Below are 22519 nucleotides of genomic sequence, written 5' to 3'. Positions count from 1 at the left end.
GAAAAATATTCATTCTTGAACCTCCCAGCCACTCTGGACTAATTTCGGTTTATATTCTTTCTCAGTCCATCCATGCCCATTGCACAGCGGGCACTCTGTTTTCTCATGCCTAACCGTTGGAGGATAAAACCAAGCAGGATCATTATTCTCAATAACGAATTCTTTCATGTAGCTACCAGAGCCATCGCAGTTTGGGCATTTAAAAGGCTTGTCATAACATTCAAAGATGGCATTTAAGGTTTTATAGCCGCCCCATTCATTTATCAATTTCACTATTTCATGAGCCTTCATGTTCAATCCTCCCTCAGTACATTCAAAACTCTTTCAATGCTCCGGTCTGATATATCCGATGGAAAGCCTTGTAGGTATGCAGACAGCTTTTCCGCTCGTCTTCTTCTCTTGGTGACAGCTACTGGCACGCCATCAACTGATACAACGTGACGGAGTGGTCCATTGTATTGTTTAACTTTCGTGATTGATATTTCCATGGCTATTCCTCCTTGTACCAGATAGCGATACTAGTTGCTATTCCCTGATCGTCGCTGGTTCCAAAAGATGCGCTGCTATGTGTTACGTGTTTAATCTTGATATCTGGGTTATCTTCTAAAAAGTCTGCTATGTCACGTTCTAGCTGATTGATATCCCAATCGCTGAACATTTCCACTTGCATTCCTGTTTCTTTATCAATCTTTGCAATCACGATCCATTCGCTATTTACAAAAGAAACGTCGAAATCGATAATCTCATACCCCATCGGGCATTTTTCCACAGCTTTATCCACAGTGCTATCTAAATCTTTTCCATGAAAAACTTCTACTTTTGAATGTTTCATTGTTTATTCCTCCTAGATTGGCAATCGTTTTAATTGACTACGCTTTTCTTTATAACTTGCCTGCGATATATTAAATGTCCAATTCAAAGCATCCGGATTAGCAACACTGTAGCCTGATAAAATCATTGCGCCTTTGAATTGTCCGTTAGTTACATAAAATCCTCCTTCACTCGCTTCAAACCAGTGTTTTAATCCGTAAGAAGTATGATGTGGATTAGGTCGCTTGATAGTCTCCATTCCTGAACACCATTCTAATAATTGTTTTCGCTGCTCTTCCGATAACTCATAAAATGATTTTGGGTGGTCCAGACGTTCGAATGTTTCCTCTGCATCTGACTTCCGAAAGTATGAGGCGTTTTTCGGAACGTTGAATTTTTGGTTCATTGATAGTTTTTGCATAATTTAATTCTCCTCTGATACATTATCAGTTATTTTTTTCATACATATAGAATAGTAGTATCCATCAATATCCATAAATAAACGCTGGTATATCAAGAAATATCCATAAATCCATAAAATTTCGAAAATCTTTTATTATATACTAATAATAAAACTAGTATTGTTCTTTTATTTTATAAGAGTTCGTCATTTCTTGGATTTTATGGATAAACCCTTGGTAACTCTACTTTTTTTATGGATAATGCTTGGATATCACTTGGATTTTATGGATATTTTGAATCACACCACATCGTCAAAGTCATATAAAAAGGTAGCTGTCAGCTTCAGCCCACTAAAACGCCATTGTTGAGAGCCACCATCTTTGAACCCCTTTGAGTTTTTCACTTTGATGACTCCTAATGACTCTAAGTAATCTCTTAGAGCTTGAGGACTTTTTACATAGTAACCATTTTGTTTAGAAAATGCCGTATATTCTTTATGAACAACTGAGGCTATTTCTCCCCTCTTATCCTCTATATTTATTTCGGTAGCCTCTAATATAAACTCAGCAATATGGTTATTATCAAGAAGCCATTTACTTTTTTCTTTTTCCATATTTTTGGTTTTTGTGAACTGCGCTTTTTTCCCATCGAATATTTTGGTAAACTCGACAATGCAGCTATAAACAAAAGCTGATGTTTCCGCTTCGACTTTTCCCATATCATGATTCTTCCAAAACGTAGCACCTTTCACTCGTTGATTCCCGTTAATGAAGGGAACAACAGCCAAGCGGTCAGCAAAACCGTCTGTTTGGTCCTTAAATTTCGGTAATTTATTGGCACTATAAAGCATCTTTGCATAATTTAGCATTTTAAACCCCTGTATTCCCTTATATTGTGCATACACAGGGTCGCCACCGGTTAACCTCTTAATGATGCTAGAATCTTCTATATAATCCGCTTTGATATCCGCGCTGATATTGGCCGCTTTACCTAGTAATTCAACTACTTGAAAACGATCATTGGCTAAATCTTGAGGTGTCACTGCAGAATAATTGTCTCCGCCTAAGATGTGATTATTCACATAATTGATAAACGTAGACTTCCCTTCTCCTCCATTACCTTTAAGGAATAGCATTTCTTGAGCTGGTGCATGACTCCGGTAGAACATATAACCGATAAATTGTTTCAAGAATAGGGTTGAATCGCCTACTAGTCCATTAAACAATGCATCTGTGTGAGGTGTAGGTTGACCGCTCATATCCAAATCATAGTTAAAAGCATTTAGAATATAATCGTTCGGATCATTAGATTTCATTTGACCTGTCAAGATATTGTAAGTTCCATTTTTGAAAACTACTAATTCCGGTCGGCTCGTTTCAAATGGTGTGGCATTTGGAAAGCTTTTATCATAGGTTTTTTGTAAAATATAAATTCTGGTCGGTGTGATCCGCTTTATATCGTAGTAGCCCCAAGCTTGCAATTCTCTAAGTGTTTCCCTTTCAGCAAAATCTTTCATCTCATTTTTACCAAAGTAGCGCCAATACCCGCGACTATCATCGTATACAGCTCCTTGAAGTAATTTCGGAAAACGAACTAGATAATATTTGCTAATCAATAAATCTCCCATCTTTACATGGTCGTATCCGTGTGAATAATCAACTTTTGTTACATTCTCGCCGTCTCGCTTAATCTTAGTAGCTACCCAAAACCATGATGGCGTAGCTTCATTTAGACTGTTCAATGCATTGGTTAGGTACTCAGCCTGTTCATTCATCGAAGCAAGAGATTGCATTGATTTTTCTATTTCTCTTAGCTCAATTCCAATGTGGATTGGCTTATATTTTGTTGTCTCTCCAACTTCTATTCCTTTGAAATCATCGTGTGGATTAGCTATAGCCCAACCAAAAAAATCAGTAAAGGATGTACCATTCACAACAGGAGTTGAATCTCGTTTAAAATGCTCGATGTTAGAAGCAGCCCAATCATCATGCCCTATAGCTAAAATAGTTAAGCACTCCTGAACTGTTTCCCAATCGATTTCTCTCTGTTCATACGCATACTTGATATTCATGTATGGATTGAGGTAGTAAGTTCTATCTGCTAATTTATCTCCGACATGGCTTGTATACGCGCTTACCATTTCTACTGCAATTTCATGAGTCAGTTCTCCATCGAAAGATACAGATGGTTTGTATTCCTTCTTAACAATCGGTTCATACAAAAAACTATCTATATCTAAGGGCTGCCCTTCTTGTTTAGTAATAAGTGTTGAAGGAGACAATTTATTGAGCGTAGGCATTCCCATTAGTTGACTATATGTTTTAGAAGCATTGTCTGCAGGGATCCCAATGAAGTCTATTACATTCTGAATTAACCAATCACTCTCTTTTTCTGTATACGTTCGGCTCGTATCAATAATTAAACGGAACCGCATCCCCATTTGTCCTATATAATTGGAGATAGATGGATAAAGAATAAAACTAACATTTTGCAGCTTCTCTTTAATCGTATTTAGAAATACTGTATATTTTAAATCGATGTCGTCGTAATCAATCACAATCATTTCTTTTCGAATCAGATTGCCGTTGTTCCGTTGACTATCTATTAACTCCCCAGCAAGAAAGTAATGAATTTTCTTCTTATAAGGTGCAATGGCATGCTTTGTTTCTTTTATGGTGTTTTTTGCGAAACTTTCATCAATCGGAACTTCCGCCGGTTCATATTCCCATAGATAATCAAACGGTCTTTTATCTGTCCTTATTTGCTCCATTGTATTGGTACTGTAGCCAACACAGGTGTATAAATTCAATGTGCATCACATCCTTATTCCTTAAAATTCTTTTCTAACTCCAGTACCTTATCAAATACAACATCTCGTAGCGTTTCTAATTCATCAATACTTCTATCAATCTCATATGCCAATCTGGAGGCTGACTCTTTTTCCTTAGCTCGGTACTTCAAAGACCGGTCTTGCACTTTCTCGAAAGTGTCGCCCATGAGAAAAAGCAAATGCCGAATCCGTTCTAATTTGATACCCACTTCAAACTTATCCATCGCTATTCCTCCCCTACAGTCGATAGCAAGTCGTCGCTATTCTTGTTTAATACCTCAGTGCCCTTTAATAGAACTTTGTCTATATTTTGTAGCGCTCCATCCTCATACAAAGTCATGTGTAGCCTAGCTAGGCTTATTTCATCATGATTATTTTTGTAATTTGATGCTAATACTGAAAAATAGTTTCGGATAAACTCTAATTGATAGGTAAAATCTGATATATCGTATGCAATATCTTTTATCGCCTCGCTATCAGCAGTTGGTCGCTCATTCAAAAGATGTTCATAGTGATTGATAATGGCGAACTCGTTCGGAGTAATGCCTCCTGCTTCGCTTTCTTTGTAACCTTCCACTTGTTTTACTGCAGCCGTCGCATTTAAAAATTGTTCATCTGTGTACTGTTTCATTGTCATTCCTCATTTCATGATTGATTTTACTTGCTTAGTTCTGTTAGAATGAGGATAGAATTATATTTTTTGTGTCTTTTGCTGATTCCGCCAAGAATTTTGTAGCAAAAGGCTTTTTTCTATCCTCATGTTTAGTCATTGCTGTTCTGCCTCTTTCTTTAATCGATTGTTTTCTTTTAGACAGCAAGCCAGAATATTATCCATTGCCGTTTCATCCATGTTCATTCCGTTTATCATTCGTACAATAATATCTTTAAACTCCACAATGTCTTTCTGAGATAGAGGTATATCCTCTATGTAGGATTCATGTTTCACTCCGTTCCCTCCTCCACAACATAAACTCTACGAATTGCTGTTTTATCACCAATATAGCCGCCTATTTGAATTTTCCCATGTCCTTTCAAACGATCAGCAATACTTGCAAAGTATTCTTCGGTTACTTCGGTTTCATATGAGCTAAAGCCAATGAAATTGTCATGAATAATCCGGATTTTTACTTTCTTTTCTTCGTACTGTTGTTCTAACTTGCTTTGGAAATACTCGATTAACTTGAGTGTATACTTTAGCTCTACTTCTCCGGCAGCCATTTCGTCCTTAAGTGCCTCCTCTTGGTAATCTAGTAGAATATTGCTGATTTCCTGTTCATTCCAATCAGGAAAAATAGAACTATTCGATGGGGTTTTCTTGGCTTCCTTTGATAGTTTTTCTAAAATTGATTCGCTCATTTTGCTGATTCCTCCGGTGTTGATTCTACTGTTTCTTTTCTCGTATTGTTTGTCATGATTGTTCCTCCCTATTTATCGCCATATGCAGCAAGCATTCCTTCAACTTCATCAATTTTATTTTGAATAACAGTCAAATCGATGCCGTATTCTTCAATTTTTTCGCATTTCTTTTTCTGAGTGTCTAGTTCGGTGTCTAGTACAAGAAACTCAGTTTTATTGATTTTCGTACCTACAAAATAAGTCCATATCTGTTTGTCGTCACTTAGATGTTGCACGAAAATAAGTTCATCTGATTCTTCTTGGCGCATAATAAAGCCTGCAGTATCGTCTGCTGTTTCTAGGTAAGAATTACCAACAAAACTTTCAAAAGAAGGATAATCAGAAGTTACAACTCTTTTGGGTATAATTCCTTCTTTGATAAAATTTGCGATACTCTCGACTGCGGTAGTTACATTCTCTTGTTGCTCGTACAATTCATCTAATTCTTTTTCTAGTTTTTCTACTTGATTCATAACTTAGTTCCTCCTGTGTTGTTTTTGCCAGCGCCCCACGCCTGCAATTATTTTTTGTTTTTTTCCATGAAATCATCGGCATCTTTTTGGTCGATTTTTTCATAGCCATCGATTACCACTACTCTTAAACCTTTTTTTAATATAAATACTTTTTTTAGTGTGTTATAACTCGTATTCATATATTTTGCTGCCTGGTTATAGTTCATATACTTCGGATAAGCAAGCTTCTTTTTGTATTCTTCGATAAAGATGATTGCCTGTCGTTTCCCCTCTTCTGCAGCAGCTTCTCGAACTACCTCACGCAAAGCAGGTGACAAGTCCAATTCATCTATAGTTAGTTTCATTTTTTGTCACCGTCCTTTATATAGTCGTTCTAATTGCACATTTAGGTTAGATTGGCATCATTAAGAAACTTGTTGACAAAATGCGTTTGTCCCTTGCCGGTAACTAGAGGGGTGAATCTTGTTTCAACTTCCCCATTCCCGTTTGTATGGAAATGCTCACGATATTCGAACAATCCTTGATCTAAAGATCGCTGTGTAGGTTTGTTGTAATGACCTTTCCCTTTGCCTAGGTAACCATTTCCTCTGAGATACTTGAATAGTCTGTTTTGACCAATATCAATCCCATTTTGTTTCAGCAAGACTGATAAATCTTTAACTAGACAGCTGTTTGTACTGCCGCTCACCGCATCAGCAAATAACGCCTTAGGCTTCATAGCTTCGTTTTCCAACTGCAGAACTTCAATTTTCTTTTGTTGAAACTCAAGTGCTCGTTTTGTAACCATTTCCGGGCTGTTCCAGAATTTTTCTAGTTGGATGAAATATTGCCTAGCTTGTTTTCCTTTTTCGTTTCGTTGAATCATTGAAATTTCTTTTGCCATACCTAGACTCAAAGCATGATCTGTTTTGTGATAAACACGCCCTCTTGCCACGTTCTCAACTTTGAGAGTATGAAAATCTCTGTTTTCTTCAAACCCATATTCAGTCATTCGAGGAAACCAATCTTCATATTTTGTTCCTACTTCTAAGAATTCATGTAGTTCACGCCCGCTTACTAACTGTTCATCATTTTCATTCGTTGTCACTCTAATTATTTCGTTCATTTTCCTACCTCCTTTAATTGATTAATAAAAAATTTGTTTATAACTTGAGTTTTCTAATTTGATAAACCACTTACTATAAGATACAATGTAAATGTAATTGACAGTTACTTTAATTACCTAATCTTGTAATCTGAAATGATTCTCAAAATAAGCTTGTTGCCTCTTGGGTTGCTCTTTCTGCCTGCAAGATAATCTGCTAAGTCTTGTTTTTTGATGTTGTACATTACAGCTAAATCACTGATGGAAATGTTGTTTTCGTTCAAGTAATTCTGGATTTTTTCCCTAGCTACTAACGTTTCTGGCATGTTCATCACCTCTTTTTAATTAAATAATTGTAAGTCTAATAGACAGAATTTTATATTTTCTATTGACAAAAAACTTAAAGTTTTATACTATTTGAGTATAGAAAATAAGCACAATAAAATATCAATATTTTTAGCAGTCAGTCGCCAAACTTACGCTTTATAAAGATAATAATAATCGCTTTTTTTCTGTCTAATTAGCTTACAACAAGAGTATAGTATAAAACTTTAACCTTGTAAACACCTTTAACTTAATTTTTTATACTATAACATTCTTGTTAGAGAGGAATGTCCATAATGACTTTATTTGAAAGGGTTTCTGAATTAGCAAAAAAACAACATATAGGTTTAAAAGAGCTAGCTGGTGAAATAGGCTTAAGCGAAAGCGCAATTTACCATTGGAGGACTAGCAGCCCTAAAGCTGAAACTTTGCAAAAGGTCGCAGAATATTTCGGTGTAACTACCGATTACTTATTAGGTAGAGAAGTAGAAAAGGAGGAGAAAGTTTCCGAGCTGTCAGATGACACATTAATAATGACACTCGATGGAAAAGAGGTATCTGCAGCTGATAGAGAAATTATTTTAGCGGCAGCAAGAGCAGTGATTGCACAAAGAGAAGCAAACAATAAAAATGATAAATAGGACGTGCTGCTTATGTTAAATAAATTGCTTTCAATAGCAAAGAAATTCGATATCGAAGTTGTGTTTTTAAATGAGGTTTGTTCATCGGGTGGATTTTTACCGGAAGCCGACTTGATATTTGTTAATGCAAACAAGAGCGAACATGAAATAGTAAGGATTTTAGCTCATGAAATCGGTCATGCAATAAAACATAAGAAACAAACTGCGTTATATGTCGCGTCTAATTCTGCGCATTCAAAAATGGAATACGAGGCAGAATGCGATACAATTGATTTTTTAATAACTAACTATCTTTCTGATGATTCATTAGAATTGGATCAATTGAATTCAATCAGAATTATGAATCAATACAATATCGACTATTCATATGAAAATATAGTAAAACAATCGATATACTATTTTTTCGCAAATAAAAAAGCTAACCAGTACCGCAAATACTGATTAGCCTAATATCCACATTATATGCAGATTGTAGCAAATAAATTATAGCATAGAAATGAGGAAAATAAGTGAAAAAATGGTTTGTTTTATTATCTGGCGTAATTCTATTAGTCGGGCTTTCTGCCTGTGGATCGTCTGAGGAAGAAAAAAAAGATTACAGTGAAACTAATTCTACCATAAAAGAAACTGAAAGTTATGATAAAGCTGAATTTATGACTTTAGCTGCTAAACATATCGAAGAACTATTCGGAATTTCTGGTGTGACTATCGAGACCGATGCCAGCGTGAACCAATTTCCTGATGATAAAAATGCAGAAACTGGAGAAGAGTATAAAAATGTTTTAAATGGAATCGGAAACTTTGTTTTTGAAGGCAAAAGCTACCCATTCTCTTTTATGTATTCCAAAAAAGATGATACCACATATAACATCTTATATTTGTATAGCAACTATGATTCAACTAAAGAAATATCTGTTCCTTTAGAATCAGATTAAAAAAACACACTACTCTCCCCCTGACAAAGATTGAGTAATGTGAAACTAAACACCGCCCATGATGGTGGGCTATTTATGATACCCATTTTACCAAAACGAAAGGAGTGATGCAACGCCTTTAATTCCTAATAGTTCGCCAGCGCCCCACGCTTGCTACGGAGGGAAAACAAATGGCAACAATCAAACAATATACAAAGAAGGACGGTTCAACCGCCTATATGTTCAAGAAATATTTAGGGGTCGATCCTGTTACTGGTAAACAAAAGGAAACAACTAGACGTGGTTTTGCATCAAAGAAAGAAGCGAAGCTCGCACTCTCAAGGTTAGAAGTCGAAGTATCAGAGGGTTATCTGCAGATTAAGAAAAACATGTCTTTCTACGATGCTTTCGAGGTTTGGTTTAATGAGGTTTATAAATTCAAAGTTAAAGAAAGTACGTACTGGAACACAAAATTAATATTTGACAAACATATTCTGCCCGTTTTCGGCTCCTTGAAGCTGAATAGAGTAAATGTCGCTTATTGTCAAAAGCAAGCGAATATATGGAGAAACAGCAGCCCTAAACGGTATCAGAGGTTTATAAATTATACTGGAATGGTTTTTAAATATGGGGTATCAATCGGAGAATTACAGAGTGATCCTATGGGAAAAATCATATTACCTTCACCAATCGAAAATGATGAGGAACAACAACCCAACTTTTTTGATAAGGATGAGTTACTATTTTTCTTGCAATACATGAAGGATCACTACTCGTTAAAGAGATTCACGTTTTTCTTTTTATTAGCTTATACTGGTTTAAGAAAAGGAGAAGCGTTGTGTCTTACTTGGCGTGATATCGATTTGAAAAAGAAACTGTTAACAGTGAATAAAACTCTTGCTAGTGGTCAGAAAGGCGCTTTATTGATACAAAAGCCCAAAACAACAGCAAGCAATCGTTCTATCAGTCTGGATAACGACATAGTAGAAGTATTGAAGAGCTGGAAGCTGCAGCAACTCAGGGAGTTAGAATCTCTTGGACACATACATTCTTTAGAGCAGCTAGTTTTTTCAACGATTGATAATACTTTAATGTATCCTAGAACACCGCAAAGTTGGTTAGATGTGTTCTATCGTAAGAATCACCATATTAAACGAATTACAGTTCACGGGTTCAGACATACACATGCATCTCTATTATTTGAAGCTGGTGCAAATATGAAACAAGTACAATCAAGACTTGGTCACACAACTATAAAAACAACTATGAACGTTTATACTCATGTGACGAAAGAATCGAAAGAAGCAACTGCAGAGATTTTCTCTACTTTCATGAGAACTAAAAATAATCTGGGTCAATCTCTGGGTCAAAAAAAGCCCCTCTCATAGGAAAGGGGCTTGAACGCTGCTATATCAATGTTTTAAGGATTAATTATTCAAAGCGCCTTTAGCTTGGTCAGCTAAAGCAGTGAACGCAGCTGCATCGTTAACAGCCAAGTCTGCAAGCATTTTACGGTTAATATCAATTTCAGCCAATTTCAAACCGTGCATCAATTTAGAGTAGCTCAGGTTGTTCATACGAGCTGCCGCATTGATACGCGCAATCCATAATTTACGGAAATCACGTTTCTTTTGACGACGATCTCTGTATGCGTAGCTGTAAGATTTCATTACTTGCTCTTGAGCTGTTCTAAATAAAGTATGTTTTGATCCGTAGTAGCCTTTCGCTAACTTAAGGATTTTTTTACGACGTTTACGGGTTACTGTTCCACCTTTAACACGTGCCATGTTGAATTCCTCCTAAATATCTATCATTTCTTTGGATTTTTATTTTTTCGTTACAAGAATTGGTTCTCTTTTTATTTCATACCTGCTAATTGTTGACGAATACGTTTGAAATCGCCAGCTGATACCATTCTTGCTTTACGTAATTGACGACGTTGTTTTTTAGTTTTACCGTGGAAACGGTGACTTGTAAACGCACGGAATCTTTTTAAACCGCCTTTACCAGTACGCTTGAAGCGTTTTGCTGATCCGCGGTGTGTTTTTTGTTTTGGCATGACTAATTTTCCTCCTCAAAATCTTTTGTTCTGACGAACAGGTCCATTGATATTTCTCAAACTACTTGTCGACTTTCGGTGCCAGCGTTAGAAACATGCTGCGTCCGTCCATTTTCGCTTTCTGTTCCACTGTAGCAATATCTGCTGTTTCTTCAGCTAAGCGATCAAGAACTTTCTGACCAATCTCTTTATGGGTAATGGCACGGCCTTTGAAACGGATCGAAGCTTTCACTTTGTCACCTTTTTCCAAGAATTTACGTGCATTACGAAGTTTTGTGTTAAAGTCATTGACATCAATTGTCGGACTTAAACGAACTTCTTTTACGCTGATTACTTTTTGTTTTTTACGAGCTTCACGCTCTTTTTTCTGCTGTTCAAAACGGAACTTTCCATAATCCATTATACGTGCAACAGGTGGTTTTGCGCCTGGAGCAACAAGGACTAAGTCCAGGTTTGCTGTTTCAGCAATTTGTAAAGCTTCTACTTTTGTCTTTACACCCAGTTGTTCACCATCTTGCCCGATCAAACGTAACTCACGCGCACGAATCCCGTCGTTCACCATCATATCCTTTGCTATGGTCATTCACCTCCAAGTTTTTTAGAGAACATCCAGCGGAATGCTTCATTCTTTCCTTTGTCTCAGGACAAGGCATAAAAAAAGCCGGTTCTATTCAGAACCCGCGTAAATTCATACTCATATCTTACTGATACAAGGAATCCTCTTATCCAGCCCAGTGATATACTCAACTAAGGCGAGAAGCGGGTGCTTCTGCTTTTATTTCTCAACTCGATTAGTATAAACCATATTCCCTTCGATGTCAACACGATATTTCGTACTTTTCTATCGTGCCTCTGTAGCAAACCCGCAACTAAAAAGAGTTTGGAACAGAAATAAAGTTCCAAACTCTCTTCGTATCAAACAACGGACAACCGGTATTCCCAAAGCAGCTCCTTATCAATTCTCAGAGCTAGACGCCTTTGTCACACCCTCCGTAATACTCTTTATTAATAATTAGTGAACTGCCCCTCAAGTTAATTGAAGAGCTTCTTAGAAACAGATAATTTAATATCTTCTATGCCCTAAGCTACCCCTGTAGTCCCTACAGTTCTTCATACTTACTGGTTCAATCCCTGTAACAACAGTTGAATACTGGCAGCAGTCTCCGGATCATTTTTACTGAGCTCCGGATCGATATCCAATGTCATTTCTGTCGACGCTGTTGTCACTATTTTGTCATCATTTTTTTTCAACTTAATCAGTTGTTTATCATGCCACATCGCTTTGTATTCCAGCTTGGAAACAAACAGCGACCAGGAAACATCCGAAACTCGTTTCGTTAGCTTGCAATTTCGATTAAATTCCTTTTTATGCGCATCTTCAATACAGATTAAATCATATTCCTTAACCAGATGAGTCGTCACTTTATTCAAAAAATCATTTCGTTGATTCAACAAGCGTTCCCTCAATCTGGCAACCTTCATTTTTTGTTTCTGATAATTTTTCTGTTCCAGCAAATCCAGACCTTTTGCACTAGCCAAATATTTTTTTCTGGCCAGCTTCTTTTCTTCTCGTTGAATTTTCCTCTCAATTTCTTCCGTCAGATGATCGTTATCAATTCTGCGGCCGTTTGATAAAACAGCCAGCTCAGAACATCCTAAGCTGATTCCAACTGCTCTATTCGTCTTTTTTTGACAACAGATTGTTTCTTCGCAGAGAATTGACACAAAGTATTTTCCAGTGGAAGACCTTGAGATTGTCGCAGACTTTATCTTTCCCTTCGGTTCACGGTGTACCTTTACTTTTATTAATGATTTTAATTTCGGAATTTTCAAACAATTTAGACCAACAAACTTTATTGTTCCATTTTGATTGTTGGTTGTGTATGAATTAACCGGGTTTTTCTTCGATTTCATTTTGGGAAAGCCAACGTCCTTCCCACTGTAGTAACGTTTTAGCGCCCGCTCTAAATGAACTTGCGCATTTGCAAGAGCGAGACTATCAACCTCTTTCAGCAAAGGATATTCCCTTTTATACTTTGCCGGAGTCGGTGGGCTCTTTTTGCTATTTGGGTTCTTCTTTGCTTCTTTGTATAAATTGATTCGATCCTGCAACAGAAGATTGTGAACCAGATAGACACTCGAAAAAGTCTTTTCAAAAAATTCAATTTGAGAAGAAGTTGGGTACAGTCTGTACTTACAGGCTTTTAGTATTTTCACCAATAACACCACCCTGCAAGAATGGCTGAAGAGGAAGCTCACGATTGTTGGAATGATTATTCATTTTAACAATCGTTTCCCCAAACAGACCAGACTCGTATTTCCTTTTTTAAACTTACCAAGAGTATTATAAAAGCTGAACAGCTTTGTTCAGCTTTTATAATGTTTTTCATCGCATGACGCTTATCTTAGTGACGTGCTTGCGCCTTTTTGCTTTCAATTTTTTCACGATACATATCCATTTCATCTTCTGCACAGTACACATAGTGCTCCGGTGCTACCTCTCTAAGCTTACGGGCTTTTCCATCTTGTGGTTGAGGCTTGTAGATGATTCGTTTACGAGTACGCTCATAATCCGGATCAGGTAACGGAATAGCTGACAATAGACTTTCTGTATACGGATGAACACCGAAATTATAGATATCATCACTTGAACCCATTTCTAGCAACTTACCACTGTGCATAACACCAATGCGGTCACTGATGTGTTTTACCATTGATAAATCATGGGCAATAAACAAGTATGTCAAGCCGGCATCTTTTTGTAAGTCCTGAAGCAGATTCACTACCTGCGCCTGAATAGATACGTCCAACGCTGAAATCGGCTCATCACAGATGATGAATTTAGGATCAACAGCTAGGGCACGGGCAATCCCGATACGCTGACGCTGTCCACCAGAGAATTCATGAGGATAACGTGACGCGTGACTTGGATCAAGTCCAACGACCTTCAAAAGCTCTTCCACTCTTGCAGTCCGTTCTGCATCATTTTTCGCTAACTTATTAATGTCAATTCCTTCAGCAATGATATCGTTGACTTTCATTCTTGGGTTTAACGACGCATAAGGATCCTGGAAAATCATCTGTACTTCACGACGAAACGCCTGCATTTTTTCCTTTGAACGGATATTTGCAATATTTTCGCCATCAAAGATGATTTCACCGTCTGTTGGATTGTACAAACGAATAACGCTTCGACCGGTTGTTGACTTCCCACTACCGGATTCTCCAACTAAACCAAATGTTTCACCTTCATAAATATGAAAGCTGACATCATCTACTGCTTTTACTTCATCAGGACGGCCAACGTTGAAATACTGTTTTAGTCCTTTAACGTCTAAAAGTAATTTACGTTTTTCTAAATCCACTAGTTTGCCCCTCCTGTCTCTGAAATGTTATGACGTTCTCTATAAATAGCCCAACGTCTTTCGATTTCCGCCGGAGGTGTTACTTTCGGCGCTTGTGGTGCTAATAACCATGTTGCAGCTCTATGAGTAGGTGATACCTCAAAGTAAGGAGGCTGCTGTTCTGCATCGATTTTCAATGCAAACTCATTTCTAGGATAGAAGGCATCCCCTTTCGGAGGATCAAGCAGATCCGGAGGAGATCCCGGAATCGCATAAAGCTTGTCTTCTGTTCCTTCCAATGTAGGCATAGAACCAAGTAAGCCCCATGTATATGGATGTTGTGGGTTATAGAAGATTTCTTCTGAAGTTCCCACTTCTACAATACGTCCACCATACATAACAGCGACACGATCAGCAACGTTCGCAACAACACCCAAGTCATGGGTGATGAAAATAATCGATGTGCTGATTTTTTGCTGCAGGTCTTTCAATAATTCAAGAATCTGTGCTTGGATTGTTACGTCCAATGCAGTTGTCGGCTCATCGGCAATCAGAACCTCCGGATAGCAAATCAAGGCAATCGCGATAACGATACGTTGACGTTGTCCACCGGAAAATTGGTGAGGATAGTTTTTCAAACGCTTTTCAGCATTCGGAATACCTACCAGCTTCAACAATTCCAAAGCCTGAGCAAGCCCTTCGCTTTTAGATACTTTATTATGTTTAATCAAAGATTCCGCAACCTGTTTACCAATCGGCATCGTTGGGTCCAATGATGTCATTGGATCCTGGAAGATCATCGCAATCTCTTTTCCTCGAATACTTTGCATTTCTTTTTCAGTTTTATTGACAATGTCAGCTCCCTTAAACAGAATCTCACCCTTGTCAATATTCGCATTACTGCTCAACAGACGCATAATTGTTCTGGTTGTTACAGACTTCCCACTACCAGATTCACCAACGATTGCCAGTGTTTCTCCTTTATGAAGATCAAAGTTCACACCGCGAATGGCGTTGACTTTACCTGCGAATGTATCAAAAGATATATGCAAATCTTTTACTTCTAATACTTTTTCCATAGTCATTCACTCTACTCTTTCATCTTAGGATCTAAGGCATCACGTAATCCGTCAGCCAGTAAATTGAAACAAATCATAATTACAGATAATGTCGCTGCCGGAATCCACATCAGGTAAGGCAGGAATCTGAACGTTTTGTACCCTTCGTTCAATAGTGTTCCCAGTGAAGCGGTTGGCGGTCTCAATCCCAATCCGATGAAGCTCAAGAAAGCCTCGAAGAAGATTGCAGATGGAATACTAAACATCATTTGTACAATGATGATACTTGAAATATTCGGAAGGATATGTTTTATAGCAATTTTCAAACGGGACTCCCCTAATGTTTGTGCTGCTAATACAAATTCCTGATCCTTCAATTTCAAGGTCTGGGCTCGGACTATCCGCGCCATCGAAATCCAGTTCGTTACAACCATCGCAAGAACGATAGATAGGATACCTGGATCAAATACTGTAAGCATCAAAATCATAACAACTAAGTTCGGAATACCGGAAAGAACTTCCAGAATACGCTGCATCACAGTATCTACACGTCCACCTAGCAATCCGGAAATCAATCCGTAGGTTACACCGATTGTAATATCCAGAATCGCAGCAATAAACGCAATCAATAGCGACACGCGCGTTCCCATCATCAAACGACTTAGAACGTCACGTCCTAATCCGTCTGTACCAAAATAGAAATTAGTACCTTCCGGAACTTTAGCTTGTGCATATTTATCTACCACTTGTCCTGCAACAACAGCTTTACCATTCAATCCATCAATTCCATCTAAGCCAGGAATTTTTGGAGGCAAGTTGATATAAGCAACATTTTGCTTGGTTGGATCATGAGGAGATACCCAAATTGAACCAATAGAAATGATAATAATCACAATCAAAATAGCCAGAGAAATAACCGCAGCCTTATTTTTCTTCAGGCGGCGCCAAGAATCCTGAATAAAGTTCAGTGAAGGCGCAACGATTCGTTCTCTTTCTTTTGATGTCGATGCATCTAAAAGTTGAAACTCGTCAGAAGGAATATTTTTAACAGAATCAGGTACTTTGTTCAAATTGATTGTTTCCATTAGCTATTCTCCCCTCCTGATACACGAATTCTTGGATCAATTAATCCATAAAGCAAGTCAACAATCAAAATAACGATAACCAGCATTGTGGAATAAAGAATCGTTACTGCCATAATTGTTGGGTAGTCGTTTGTCATGATTGACTTAACGAATTGCTCCCCGATACCAGGGATTGCAAAGATATTTTCAACTACAAGAGAACCTGTCATCAATCCGACAGCTAAAGGTCCCAATAACGTAATCAACGGGATTAAGCTGTTTCTTAAACCGTGTCTGAATGCCACCTGCCAGCGGCTCAATCCTTTCGCTCTCGCTAACTCTACATAATCACTATGTAAGACCTCAACCATTTCGGTTCGAATAAACCTGGCCGAATCTGCCATAGGACTCATCGCTAATGCGATGGTTGGTAAGATTGTAGAAGCAAAGGTTTCCCATTTCGCGATTGGCAGTACACCCAATTTCATTGCAAAAACATATTGAAGCAGTACCGCAAAGACAAAGTTCGGAATAGACCGTCCTAAGATTGCAAGCAAGGTTGCCAATGTATCCACCCAAGTATTTTGACGCATTGCTGCGATAATACCTAATAGGATACCTACAAGTGTACCGAATATAATCGCCTGTCCACCTAATTGTACAGAAGGACCGATTCGATTAATCAAGAGTTTTGCTACCGGCTGATTTTTAAATTGGAATGAAATCCCAAAATCACCCACTACAAGATTTTTTAAATAGATTCCGTATTGAACGATGACCGGTTTATCCAGCCCGGACTGTTTGTTCAACATGGCAATTGTTTCTGGACTTAGTTTTTCCTGATTGGTATATGGAGTACCTGGTAATAATTGCATTAGGAAAAACGTAAGTGTTGCGATTAACCACAATGTGATTATCATGAAGAAAACACGTTTAAGAAAATACTTCCCAAAACTGTTCAAGAATGACACCTCCGAAATTTTTTTGACTTCAACAGCTGTTTTCGATAAAGTATAGACAATAAAACTAATATAGACAAGGAAAGAACCCATGAAAAAATTAAAATGGCCATTGGCCACATTTATAATCTCCAGTTTTGGCATTTTTATCTATCTATTTCTAATAAAAAAATCAGTTACTGTCCAATCCATATCTGATACCTTCTTCATCGTTTCACTTTTCTTTCTCATTATCGGAATTGCAATGTGGATTATGTCCTCAGGCTTCTTCGATAATTTCCAATACTTTATGAAAAAAGCATTTCAGTGGAGAAAGAAAAATGAACCGAAAGAATTCATACCATTTTCAGAAATCGGCAACGCCCACCGGCTTTACTGGCTTGAAACAGGGGGATTGTTGTTGATTCCAGCTATCGTTTCCTTACTATTTTACTTTTTCTAAGCAAAGATAGCAAGAGGACCGTTGCCTTTTCCTAAGAAGGCAAGGGTCCTTTTGCTATATAGAACTCCTATTAAGATAGATGAGACATACGATTGTTTCCTTTGTTTAAACTACGTTCAAAAGCCAATTTTCGTGTGTTCAAGAATCTAACAGAATTTATATAGACGGCTATTTCAGCTTATTCTGAAACGTATGTCCACTTGTAATCGTACTGAGCTCCAGCTGGGTGGAAGCCAACATCTTTAACCTTAGCTGAACGCATATGACCTTCTGCTTTTTGGTAAAGAGGAATGACACCCATTTCACCTGTGATAACTTTTTCTGCATTAACCATGTCTTCCCAACGTTTTTCAGGATCATTGGCATTTGTTGTAGATGCAGATTTCAAGTACTCGTCATATTCCTTGTTGCTGTAACGTCCACGGTTATAAGAATTACCAGTGATAAACAAATCAAGGAAGCTACTTGGATCAACATAGTCAGCACCCCAGCCGCCCATTACAACATCAAAATCACCCTTATTTGAGCGATCCAGACGTACAGAGAACGGTACAGGACTCAATGTTACTTTTACTCCATCCAATGCTTCTTGAATAGCGCCTTGAATATATTCAGTTACTTTCTTAGAAGAATCAGTATCAGAAGAAAGGATGTCGAATTCAAGAGAATCAATCTTCAATTCTTTTTTCGCTTTTTCCCAATATTCTGCTGCTTTATCTACATCAGAGCTGATATCGTCGCCGGCATCTTCTACAAAGTCAGCGTCTGTTTCAGGGTTCGTAGACATATCTGCAGGTACTAGACCCTTAGGAGCTACTGAACCATCACCAAGAATAGAAGTAACCAATGCATCACGGTCGATAGCATAAGAAATTGCTTTTCTTAAGTTTTCATTTCTAAATGGTGAATCTTCTTCGATTTGGTTCAATTCCAAATATTGTGTAGATGCTTCTTTTTGAATAACATATTCAGGGTCAGCTGCCATTTGCTGTGCAAGCTCACCTGTTAGAATAACGTCATCTGCTTGTCCATCTTGGAACAGATTCAATGAAGTAGGTGCTTCCTTAACAACACTCACTTTCACTTCTTCCAGTTGAACAGTGTCTGCATCCCAGTAATCTGCATTTTTCTTATAAGACCATTCAGTATCTGTACCTGGTCCGTCGAATCCGTCTAATACAAACGGTCCGTTATATACTGCGTTTTCACTTGTTGCTGCATATTCTTTTCCATATTGTTCCACAATGTCTTTTCTTTGTGGGAAGAATGAAGGAAATGCTAACAGGTAATCAAAGTAAGGTGTTGCTTGCTCAAGCGTGATTTCCAATTCGTAATCACCAACTGCTTTGATTCCAAGTTCTTCCGGCTTCGCTTCACCATTGGCAATTTTCTCACCATTTTTTACCGGTGCAAACATGTAGCCATACTCTGAAGCTGTCGCTGGATCAACTGTACGCTGCCAACCATATACATAGTCTTCTGCTTTTACAGGCTCACCATCAGTCCATTTAGAATCTTCATTCAGTTTTACTGTGTAAACTGTTCCATCTTCACTGATTTCAGCCATTTCAGCTGCACCAGCAGTGATTACTTTGTTGTCCAAGTCTAATCGGTATAACCCTTCATAAACGTTGTTCAATGCAGTAAAGCTGATTACGTCTGTCGCTACTGATAAATCGGCACTAGGCATTTCCTGTTGTTCGATTACACGAAAGACTTGTTCTCCGCTAGCTTTTCCAGTAGATTCTGAACTTGCAGATTTTGAATCGTCTGTTGAACCTCCGCCGCCTCCGCAGGCAGTTAATACTGACACACTAAGTAAAGTGATTGTCCCTAAAGCAAATGACTTCTTTAACTTCATTCCCTTTTCCTCCTAAAAAATTCTGTCATCAATTTTTCTGAAAACTCAGAATTTAATAATTATTTATTGCTATGGGATATAGTTTACCTTCATAACATTAAAAAATCAAGAAAAATCTTATCCTATCCTAATAATAAGTCATAAAAAATTCTTTTTGCTCAGAATTAATCACCAGAAGTGTATAATATACAGTCCTTCTCCCTATATTTCTCCTCATTTTTCTCACAGAAACATTAAAACCCGCTTTTTCTTTTATTGTCACTAATTTCTTCTAGTATAATAGAGAAGAATTGACAGTGAAAGGAAGTCCTATATATGAAAGAAAAGAAACGAATCACTCCAATTGTACCGGAGAAACTAACAACGGTGACGCCTCTATTTGAAGATGAGGCAATGATTGAAGCTGTTTTAATCGAAAATACTTCGATTAACTATGCAGATTTCCACCATTTATTTATTAAAGAAAGCCAAATTAAAAAATTACAGATGCCCGGCAGTCGACTTAGCCAGTTCGAATGTGTCAATGTTATCTTTGAAAATTGTGACTTCTCTAATTCTGAGTGGATTGGTGCAGGACTCCATCAAGTAGAATTTCGTCAGTGCAAGCTGACAGGCTGTAATTTTGCTGAAGCCTATTTAAAGGATTGCCTTTTCAGTGGTTGCATTCTTGATTACGCCTCCTTCTCAATGTCTACAATGAAGGTTGTTCATTTTGAAGAAACCAGTTTAAGGCAAGCTGAGTTTTCCGAGCTTAACTGGCAGCAACTAAAAATGAAGGAATGTGAACTTACACAAAGCCAATGGTTCAACACACCCTTGAAGGGTCTCGATTTTTCAGAAAATCATTTTGATACGATTGCTCTTTCACCTGAGTCTCTCCGAGGAATAATTGTTAATGCAGAACAGGCCCTAACGATTGCCGAAACACTGGGAATGATTCTCAAGTAGCCTGTTATTTTATCCTTGAAATCCAGTTAAATCCCTACTTGATAGGCTTAACGTTTTCTTTAGAAATGAGTAAAAGAATTTTACTTGCCTTCTCTTTTTCGATAAACTAATGAAGGTTAAACTTGTGAAATAAAAAAATGCAGACGAATGGCTAACGTTATGAAGTCTGCTTTCTTTTTTGTGCCTGGCTGTCACAAACTTGAAATAATGGCCGTCTAACGCGAACTTCTTCGAAGAAATGCGAACTGATGTCTATCTAATTTCAAAAGCTGATTGCTTCTGCCACAATCCTTTTATTTCACAAATCGAAAGGAGAAAAAAAGTGAAGAAAGAATTTATTGAGATTTGGGGAGATCTCGTTACTATCAAGGATTTAATCCTTGCCATTGTTTTATGCAGTGTTTTTACCATGGGCGGCTATTTTATTGCCCCTGCTTCTGACCAGACCAAACAATTGTTTTTCGGTCTCGGCGGTGCTGTTCTAGGATTTTTACTCTCGGCTTTTGTAATCAAGCCTAAACGTACAGTTATCGAAGAGGAGGAGGAATAGCTATGGATATCTCTTTATTGCTGCAGATGCTCTTGGCCATTTTTGGTGCAATTGTTCTTTATACCTTTATCGGCTTTGTTCCCGGTACAGACGAAACATCCGTCCTGATGCCTGTCACATTAGCCTTGGTTCTCTCAGGTGTGAAACCGATTGTCGTTCTGACATTCTTTATTGCCGCAATCATTACATTGAATCTGATGAACGCCATCCCAACGGCTCTTGTCGGATTACCCGGCGGTGTCATGTCCACACCGATGATTGAGCACGCTCTTTTCCTTAAGGATAAAGGACTCGCTGCAACCAGTATCAAAAAGATGGCAACAGGCTCGATTATTGGTACTGTAGTTGCCATTCCAGTCAGTCTTTTACTGGCAAACATTTTAGCGCCGTTTTCCGAGTCCGTAAAAGCTTATGCGTCATTACTATTCGTATTTGGTGCTGTTTTTCTGGCTCTTATCGGAAAAAATAAATTATTTGCTTTATTAAGTATTATTCCACTGGCCCTTCTTTTTCAAGGCTTACGTTATTTATACTGGGGTATTGGTGCCGTTCCGCAAGAGAAAAATGTAACAACTTCTTTCTTTTTAGGCATCACCATTGGTCCTTTGATTGTTTCATTATTAGGCCTGTTGAATAAACAGAAACGGGATCAGTTGCCGCGACATGACAAGAAAAAAATCACCATCAAAAAAGTGAATGAATCAGACAGCTTAAAACATCCACTAAAAACAGTTACGAAAAAAGAAGCTGGAACCAGTGCGGTTGTTTCATTGTTGTCTAACTTTCTTTTCTTTTTAAGTCCTGTAGGATTAACGATTCTTTTTGGTGAAATCACTGCCAACAAAGAAAAAGACCCTGTGAAAAAAGCCAGTATGGCCATCACATCCATGAGTGCCCTTTCTCATGCTACCTACCTTTCAGGCGTAATCATTCCATTGATTGCACTGGGCATTCCGCTATCTCCGGTAGCAGTAGGTCCGGCAAATGCTCTGTTTAACGCGCCGCCTGTCTTTACATTAGACAATAATATTCATCACCTGCTATCTCGAAGTGAATTTATTTTTTCTATTTTATTAGCCGCAGTGATTACATCGATTGTTACGTACTTTATCGCGATGAAATATGCGCAGCAGATGACTGCCTTTGTCTTGAAGAAAATCCCCCATGAAGCAATCTTAGGACTATTCATCGGGTTCATTCTTCTACTGGCTTATATGGATGCCGGACTTATCAATATTTTCGGTGTGCTCCTTGTTGGAATCGTCTGCGGCACGCTAAACACTATGGGCGTGAACTATGGCGTTCAGTTTATGATACTCTATGCGGCTCCTTGGATTACCGCTCATTTATTATTTTGATAT

At 38.0% G+C, this 22519-nt stretch carries 29 protein-coding genes and 1 other annotated feature; of the genes, 8 read left to right on the top strand and 21 right to left on the bottom strand.

Features of this window, described 5'->3' with window-relative positions; genetic code table 11:
- Positions 1 to 9: 9 nt before the first annotated feature.
- The 12 genes from IW510_RS01350 to IW510_RS01295 form a co-directional block, all read right to left on the bottom strand.
- A complete protein-coding gene (locus IW510_RS01350) occupies positions 10 to 291 on the bottom strand; it encodes a hypothetical protein (RefSeq protein ID WP_202055997.1) in 282 nt (93 codons plus the stop codon).
- A gap of 199 nt (positions 292 to 490) precedes the next feature.
- Entirely contained in the window at positions 491 to 832 is a 342-nt protein-coding gene (locus tag IW510_RS01345; protein ID WP_202055995.1) for a hypothetical protein, read from the bottom strand.
- Between the two features lie 12 nt (positions 833 to 844).
- Complete coding sequence (locus IW510_RS01340; RefSeq protein WP_202055992.1) at positions 845 to 1231, bottom strand: hypothetical protein; 387 nt, start codon at positions 1229 to 1231, stop codon at positions 845 to 847.
- A gap of 279 nt (positions 1232 to 1510) precedes the next feature.
- A complete protein-coding gene (locus IW510_RS21205) occupies positions 1511 to 4021 on the bottom strand; it encodes a DNA primase family protein (RefSeq protein WP_236674564.1) in 2511 nt (836 codons plus the stop codon).
- 14 nt (positions 4022 to 4035) lie between these two features.
- The gene (locus IW510_RS01330) at positions 4036 to 4266 is read right to left on the bottom strand and encodes a hypothetical protein (protein WP_202055990.1); all 231 of its coding nucleotides are present in this window, start codon (positions 4264 to 4266) and stop codon (positions 4036 to 4038) included.
- Between the two features lie 2 nt (positions 4267 to 4268).
- A complete protein-coding gene (locus IW510_RS01325) occupies positions 4269 to 4673 on the bottom strand; it encodes a hypothetical protein (protein ID WP_202055981.1) in 405 nt (134 codons plus the stop codon).
- Positions 4674 to 4808: 135 nt separating this feature from the next.
- On the bottom strand, positions 4809 to 4988 hold the full coding sequence (locus IW510_RS01320) for a hypothetical protein (protein ID WP_202055979.1): 180 nt from the start codon (positions 4986 to 4988) through the stop codon (positions 4809 to 4811).
- Complete coding sequence (locus IW510_RS01315; RefSeq protein WP_202055977.1) at positions 4985 to 5398, bottom strand: hypothetical protein; 414 nt, start codon at positions 5396 to 5398, stop codon at positions 4985 to 4987. Before IW510_RS01315 ends, IW510_RS01320 begins: the two co-directional genes overlap by 4 nt.
- A 68-nt stretch (positions 5399 to 5466) precedes the next feature.
- Positions 5467 to 5910 (bottom strand): hypothetical protein, encoded by a 444-nt coding sequence (locus IW510_RS01310; protein WP_202055975.1) that lies wholly within the window; start codon positions 5908 to 5910, stop codon positions 5467 to 5469.
- Between the two features lie 47 nt (positions 5911 to 5957).
- On the bottom strand, positions 5958 to 6254 hold the full coding sequence (locus IW510_RS01305) for a DNA-binding protein (protein WP_202055973.1): 297 nt from the start codon (positions 6252 to 6254) through the stop codon (positions 5958 to 5960).
- 41 nt (positions 6255 to 6295) lie between these two features.
- Positions 6296 to 7015, bottom strand: coding sequence for a phage antirepressor KilAC domain-containing protein (locus IW510_RS01300; RefSeq protein WP_202055971.1), 720 nt, complete (start codon positions 7013 to 7015; stop codon positions 6296 to 6298).
- A gap of 113 nt (positions 7016 to 7128) precedes the next feature.
- Positions 7129 to 7320: an XRE family transcriptional regulator gene (locus tag IW510_RS01295; protein WP_202055967.1), complete on the bottom strand. Its 192-nt coding sequence runs from the start codon at positions 7318 to 7320 to the stop codon at positions 7129 to 7131.
- Positions 7321 to 7614: 294 nt separating this feature from the next.
- On the opposite strand from IW510_RS01295, the gene IW510_RS01290 reads away from it, so the two are divergent.
- The 4 genes from IW510_RS01290 (at position 7615) to IW510_RS01275 (ending at position 10261) form a co-directional block, all read left to right on the top strand.
- Complete coding sequence (locus IW510_RS01290; RefSeq protein WP_202055960.1) at positions 7615 to 7959, top strand: helix-turn-helix domain-containing protein; 345 nt, start codon at positions 7615 to 7617, stop codon at positions 7957 to 7959.
- Positions 7960 to 7971: 12 nt separating this feature from the next.
- Positions 7972 to 8400: an ImmA/IrrE family metallo-endopeptidase gene (locus tag IW510_RS01285; protein ID WP_202055959.1), complete on the top strand. Its 429-nt coding sequence runs from the start codon at positions 7972 to 7974 to the stop codon at positions 8398 to 8400.
- A 68-nt stretch (positions 8401 to 8468) separates the two neighbouring features.
- Positions 8469 to 8894, top strand: a complete 426-nt coding sequence (locus IW510_RS01280; protein ID WP_202055949.1) for a hypothetical protein — start codon at positions 8469 to 8471, stop codon at positions 8892 to 8894.
- A gap of 170 nt (positions 8895 to 9064) precedes the next feature.
- Positions 9065 to 10261 carry a site-specific integrase gene (locus tag IW510_RS01275; protein WP_202055947.1) on the top strand — a complete coding sequence of 399 codons (1197 nt, stop codon included), beginning with the start codon at positions 9065 to 9067 and terminating at the stop codon, positions 10259 to 10261.
- A gap of 39 nt (positions 10262 to 10300) precedes the next feature.
- On the opposite strand, the gene rplT is transcribed toward IW510_RS01275, so the two are convergent.
- The 8 genes from rplT to opp1B form a co-directional block, all read right to left on the bottom strand.
- Positions 10301 to 10660: a 50S ribosomal protein L20 gene (gene rplT, locus IW510_RS01270; protein ID WP_202055946.1), complete on the bottom strand. Its 360-nt coding sequence runs from the start codon at positions 10658 to 10660 to the stop codon at positions 10301 to 10303.
- Positions 10661 to 10731: 71 nt separating this feature from the next.
- Positions 10732 to 10932 (bottom strand): 50S ribosomal protein L35, encoded by a 201-nt coding sequence (gene rpmI / locus IW510_RS01265; RefSeq protein ID WP_086350119.1) that lies wholly within the window; start codon positions 10930 to 10932, stop codon positions 10732 to 10734.
- A 61-nt stretch (positions 10933 to 10993) separates the two neighbouring features.
- Positions 10994 to 11515, bottom strand: coding sequence for a translation initiation factor IF-3 (gene infC, locus IW510_RS01260; protein ID WP_202055945.1), 522 nt, complete (start codon positions 11513 to 11515; stop codon positions 10994 to 10996).
- A 63-nt stretch (positions 11516 to 11578) separates the two neighbouring features.
- Positions 11579 to 11713: a sequence feature (ribosomal protein L20 leader region), on the bottom strand.
- Between the two features lie 335 nt (positions 11714 to 12048).
- Positions 12049 to 13149: an RNA-guided endonuclease TnpB family protein gene (locus IW510_RS01255; RefSeq protein ID WP_202055944.1), complete on the bottom strand. Its 1101-nt coding sequence runs from the start codon at positions 13147 to 13149 to the stop codon at positions 12049 to 12051.
- Between the two features lie 188 nt (positions 13150 to 13337).
- A complete protein-coding gene (locus IW510_RS01250; protein ID WP_202055942.1) occupies positions 13338 to 14297 on the bottom strand; it encodes an ABC transporter ATP-binding protein in 960 nt (319 codons plus the stop codon).
- On the bottom strand, positions 14297 to 15361 hold the full coding sequence (locus IW510_RS01245) for an ABC transporter ATP-binding protein (RefSeq protein ID WP_202055939.1): 1065 nt from the start codon (positions 15359 to 15361) through the stop codon (positions 14297 to 14299). The genes IW510_RS01250 and IW510_RS01245 overlap by 1 nt, the downstream gene beginning before the upstream one ends.
- A gap of 5 nt (positions 15362 to 15366) precedes the next feature.
- Positions 15367 to 16419: an oligopeptide ABC transporter permease gene (opp3C, locus tag IW510_RS01240; protein WP_202055937.1), complete on the bottom strand. Its 1053-nt coding sequence runs from the start codon at positions 16417 to 16419 to the stop codon at positions 15367 to 15369.
- Positions 16419 to 17360, bottom strand: coding sequence for an oligopeptide ABC transporter permease Opp1B (gene opp1B / locus IW510_RS01235; protein ID WP_202055935.1), 942 nt, complete (start codon positions 17358 to 17360; stop codon positions 16419 to 16421). The genes opp3C and opp1B overlap by 1 nt, the downstream gene beginning before the upstream one ends.
- An 88-nt stretch (positions 17361 to 17448) precedes the next feature.
- On the opposite strand from opp1B, the gene IW510_RS01230 reads away from it, so the two are divergent.
- Complete coding sequence (locus IW510_RS01230) at positions 17449 to 17799, top strand: DUF3899 domain-containing protein (protein WP_202055933.1); 351 nt, start codon at positions 17449 to 17451, stop codon at positions 17797 to 17799.
- A gap of 178 nt (positions 17800 to 17977) precedes the next feature.
- Here the strand turns inward: IW510_RS01230 and IW510_RS01225 are convergent, their stop codons facing one another.
- Positions 17978 to 19660: a peptide ABC transporter substrate-binding protein gene (locus IW510_RS01225; protein ID WP_202055931.1), complete on the bottom strand. Its 1683-nt coding sequence runs from the start codon at positions 19658 to 19660 to the stop codon at positions 17978 to 17980.
- A gap of 315 nt (positions 19661 to 19975) precedes the next feature.
- Here IW510_RS01225 and IW510_RS01220 point away from each other — a divergent pair, with 315 nt between their 5' ends.
- From IW510_RS01220 to IW510_RS01210, 3 genes are all read left to right on the top strand, one after another.
- On the top strand, positions 19976 to 20608 hold the full coding sequence (locus tag IW510_RS01220) for a pentapeptide repeat-containing protein (protein ID WP_202055929.1): 633 nt from the start codon (positions 19976 to 19978) through the stop codon (positions 20606 to 20608).
- Between the two features lie 322 nt (positions 20609 to 20930).
- A complete protein-coding gene (locus IW510_RS01215) occupies positions 20931 to 21158 on the top strand; it encodes a hypothetical protein (protein WP_202055927.1) in 228 nt (75 codons plus the stop codon).
- Between the two features lie 2 nt (positions 21159 to 21160).
- Positions 21161 to 22516 carry a tripartite tricarboxylate transporter permease gene (locus IW510_RS01210; RefSeq protein WP_202055925.1) on the top strand — a complete coding sequence of 452 codons (1356 nt, stop codon included), beginning with the start codon at positions 21161 to 21163 and terminating at the stop codon, positions 22514 to 22516.
- The last annotated feature ends 3 nt before the right edge of the window (positions 22517 to 22519 follow it).

Origin of the sequence: Enterococcus sp. BWR-S5 (genome assembly GCF_016745255.1) — a bacterium.
Classification (GTDB): domain Bacteria; phylum Bacillota; class Bacilli; order Lactobacillales; family Enterococcaceae; genus Enterococcus_L.
The sequence above is the reverse complement of the archived record's forward strand: the minus strand, read 5'-3'. Positions and strand labels throughout refer to the sequence as shown.

What these genes read in the sequence shown, in the direction of transcription:
- IW510_RS01340 (WP_202055992.1), bottom strand. Translation starts at nt 1,231, where the DNA reads ATGCAAAAACTATCAATGAACCAAAAATTCAACGTTCCGAAAAACGCC.
- opp3C (WP_202055937.1), bottom strand. Translation starts at nt 16,419, where the DNA reads ATGGAAACAATCAATTTGAACAAAGTACCTGATTCTGTTAAAAATATT.
- IW510_RS01220 (WP_202055929.1), top strand. Translation starts at nt 19,976, where the DNA reads ATGAAAGAAAAGAAACGAATCACTCCAATTGTACCGGAGAAACTAACA.
- infC (WP_202055945.1), bottom strand. Translation starts at nt 11,515, where the DNA reads ATGACCATAGCAAAGGATATGATGGTGAACGACGGGATTCGTGCGCGT.
- IW510_RS01330 (WP_202055990.1), bottom strand. Translation starts at nt 4,266, where the DNA reads ATGGATAAGTTTGAAGTGGGTATCAAATTAGAACGGATTCGGCATTTG.
- IW510_RS01225 (WP_202055931.1), bottom strand. Translation starts at nt 19,660, where the DNA reads ATGAAGTTAAAGAAGTCATTTGCTTTAGGGACAATCACTTTACTTAGT.
- IW510_RS01305 (WP_202055973.1), bottom strand. Translation starts at nt 6,254, where the DNA reads ATGAAACTAACTATAGATGAATTGGACTTGTCACCTGCTTTGCGTGAG.
- rplT (WP_202055946.1), bottom strand. Translation starts at nt 10,660, where the DNA reads ATGGCACGTGTTAAAGGTGGAACAGTAACCCGTAAACGTCGTAAAAAA.
- IW510_RS01345 (WP_202055995.1), bottom strand. Translation starts at nt 832, where the DNA reads ATGAAACATTCAAAAGTAGAAGTTTTTCATGGAAAAGATTTAGATAGC.
- IW510_RS01315 (WP_202055977.1), bottom strand. Translation starts at nt 5,398, where the DNA reads ATGAGCGAATCAATTTTAGAAAAACTATCAAAGGAAGCCAAGAAAACC.
- IW510_RS01230 (WP_202055933.1), top strand. Translation starts at nt 17,449, where the DNA reads ATGAAAAAATTAAAATGGCCATTGGCCACATTTATAATCTCCAGTTTT.
- IW510_RS01275 (WP_202055947.1), top strand. Translation starts at nt 9,065, where the DNA reads ATGGCAACAATCAAACAATATACAAAGAAGGACGGTTCAACCGCCTAT.
- IW510_RS01310 (WP_202055975.1), bottom strand. Translation starts at nt 5,910, where the DNA reads ATGAATCAAGTAGAAAAACTAGAAAAAGAATTAGATGAATTGTACGAG.
- IW510_RS01210 (WP_202055925.1), top strand. Translation starts at nt 21,161, where the DNA reads ATGGATATCTCTTTATTGCTGCAGATGCTCTTGGCCATTTTTGGTGCA.
- IW510_RS01245 (WP_202055939.1), bottom strand. Translation starts at nt 15,361, where the DNA reads ATGACTATGGAAAAAGTATTAGAAGTAAAAGATTTGCATATATCTTTT.
- IW510_RS01290 (WP_202055960.1), top strand. Translation starts at nt 7,615, where the DNA reads ATGACTTTATTTGAAAGGGTTTCTGAATTAGCAAAAAAACAACATATA.
- IW510_RS01285 (WP_202055959.1), top strand. Translation starts at nt 7,972, where the DNA reads ATGTTAAATAAATTGCTTTCAATAGCAAAGAAATTCGATATCGAAGTT.
- rpmI (WP_086350119.1), bottom strand. Translation starts at nt 10,932, where the DNA reads ATGCCAAAACAAAAAACACACCGCGGATCAGCAAAACGCTTCAAGCGT.
- IW510_RS01325 (WP_202055981.1), bottom strand. Translation starts at nt 4,673, where the DNA reads ATGAAACAGTACACAGATGAACAATTTTTAAATGCGACGGCTGCAGTA.
- IW510_RS01295 (WP_202055967.1), bottom strand. Translation starts at nt 7,320, where the DNA reads ATGCCAGAAACGTTAGTAGCTAGGGAAAAAATCCAGAATTACTTGAAC.
- IW510_RS01300 (WP_202055971.1), bottom strand. Translation starts at nt 7,015, where the DNA reads ATGAACGAAATAATTAGAGTGACAACGAATGAAAATGATGAACAGTTA.
- IW510_RS01350 (WP_202055997.1), bottom strand. Translation starts at nt 291, where the DNA reads ATGAAGGCTCATGAAATAGTGAAATTGATAAATGAATGGGGCGGCTAT.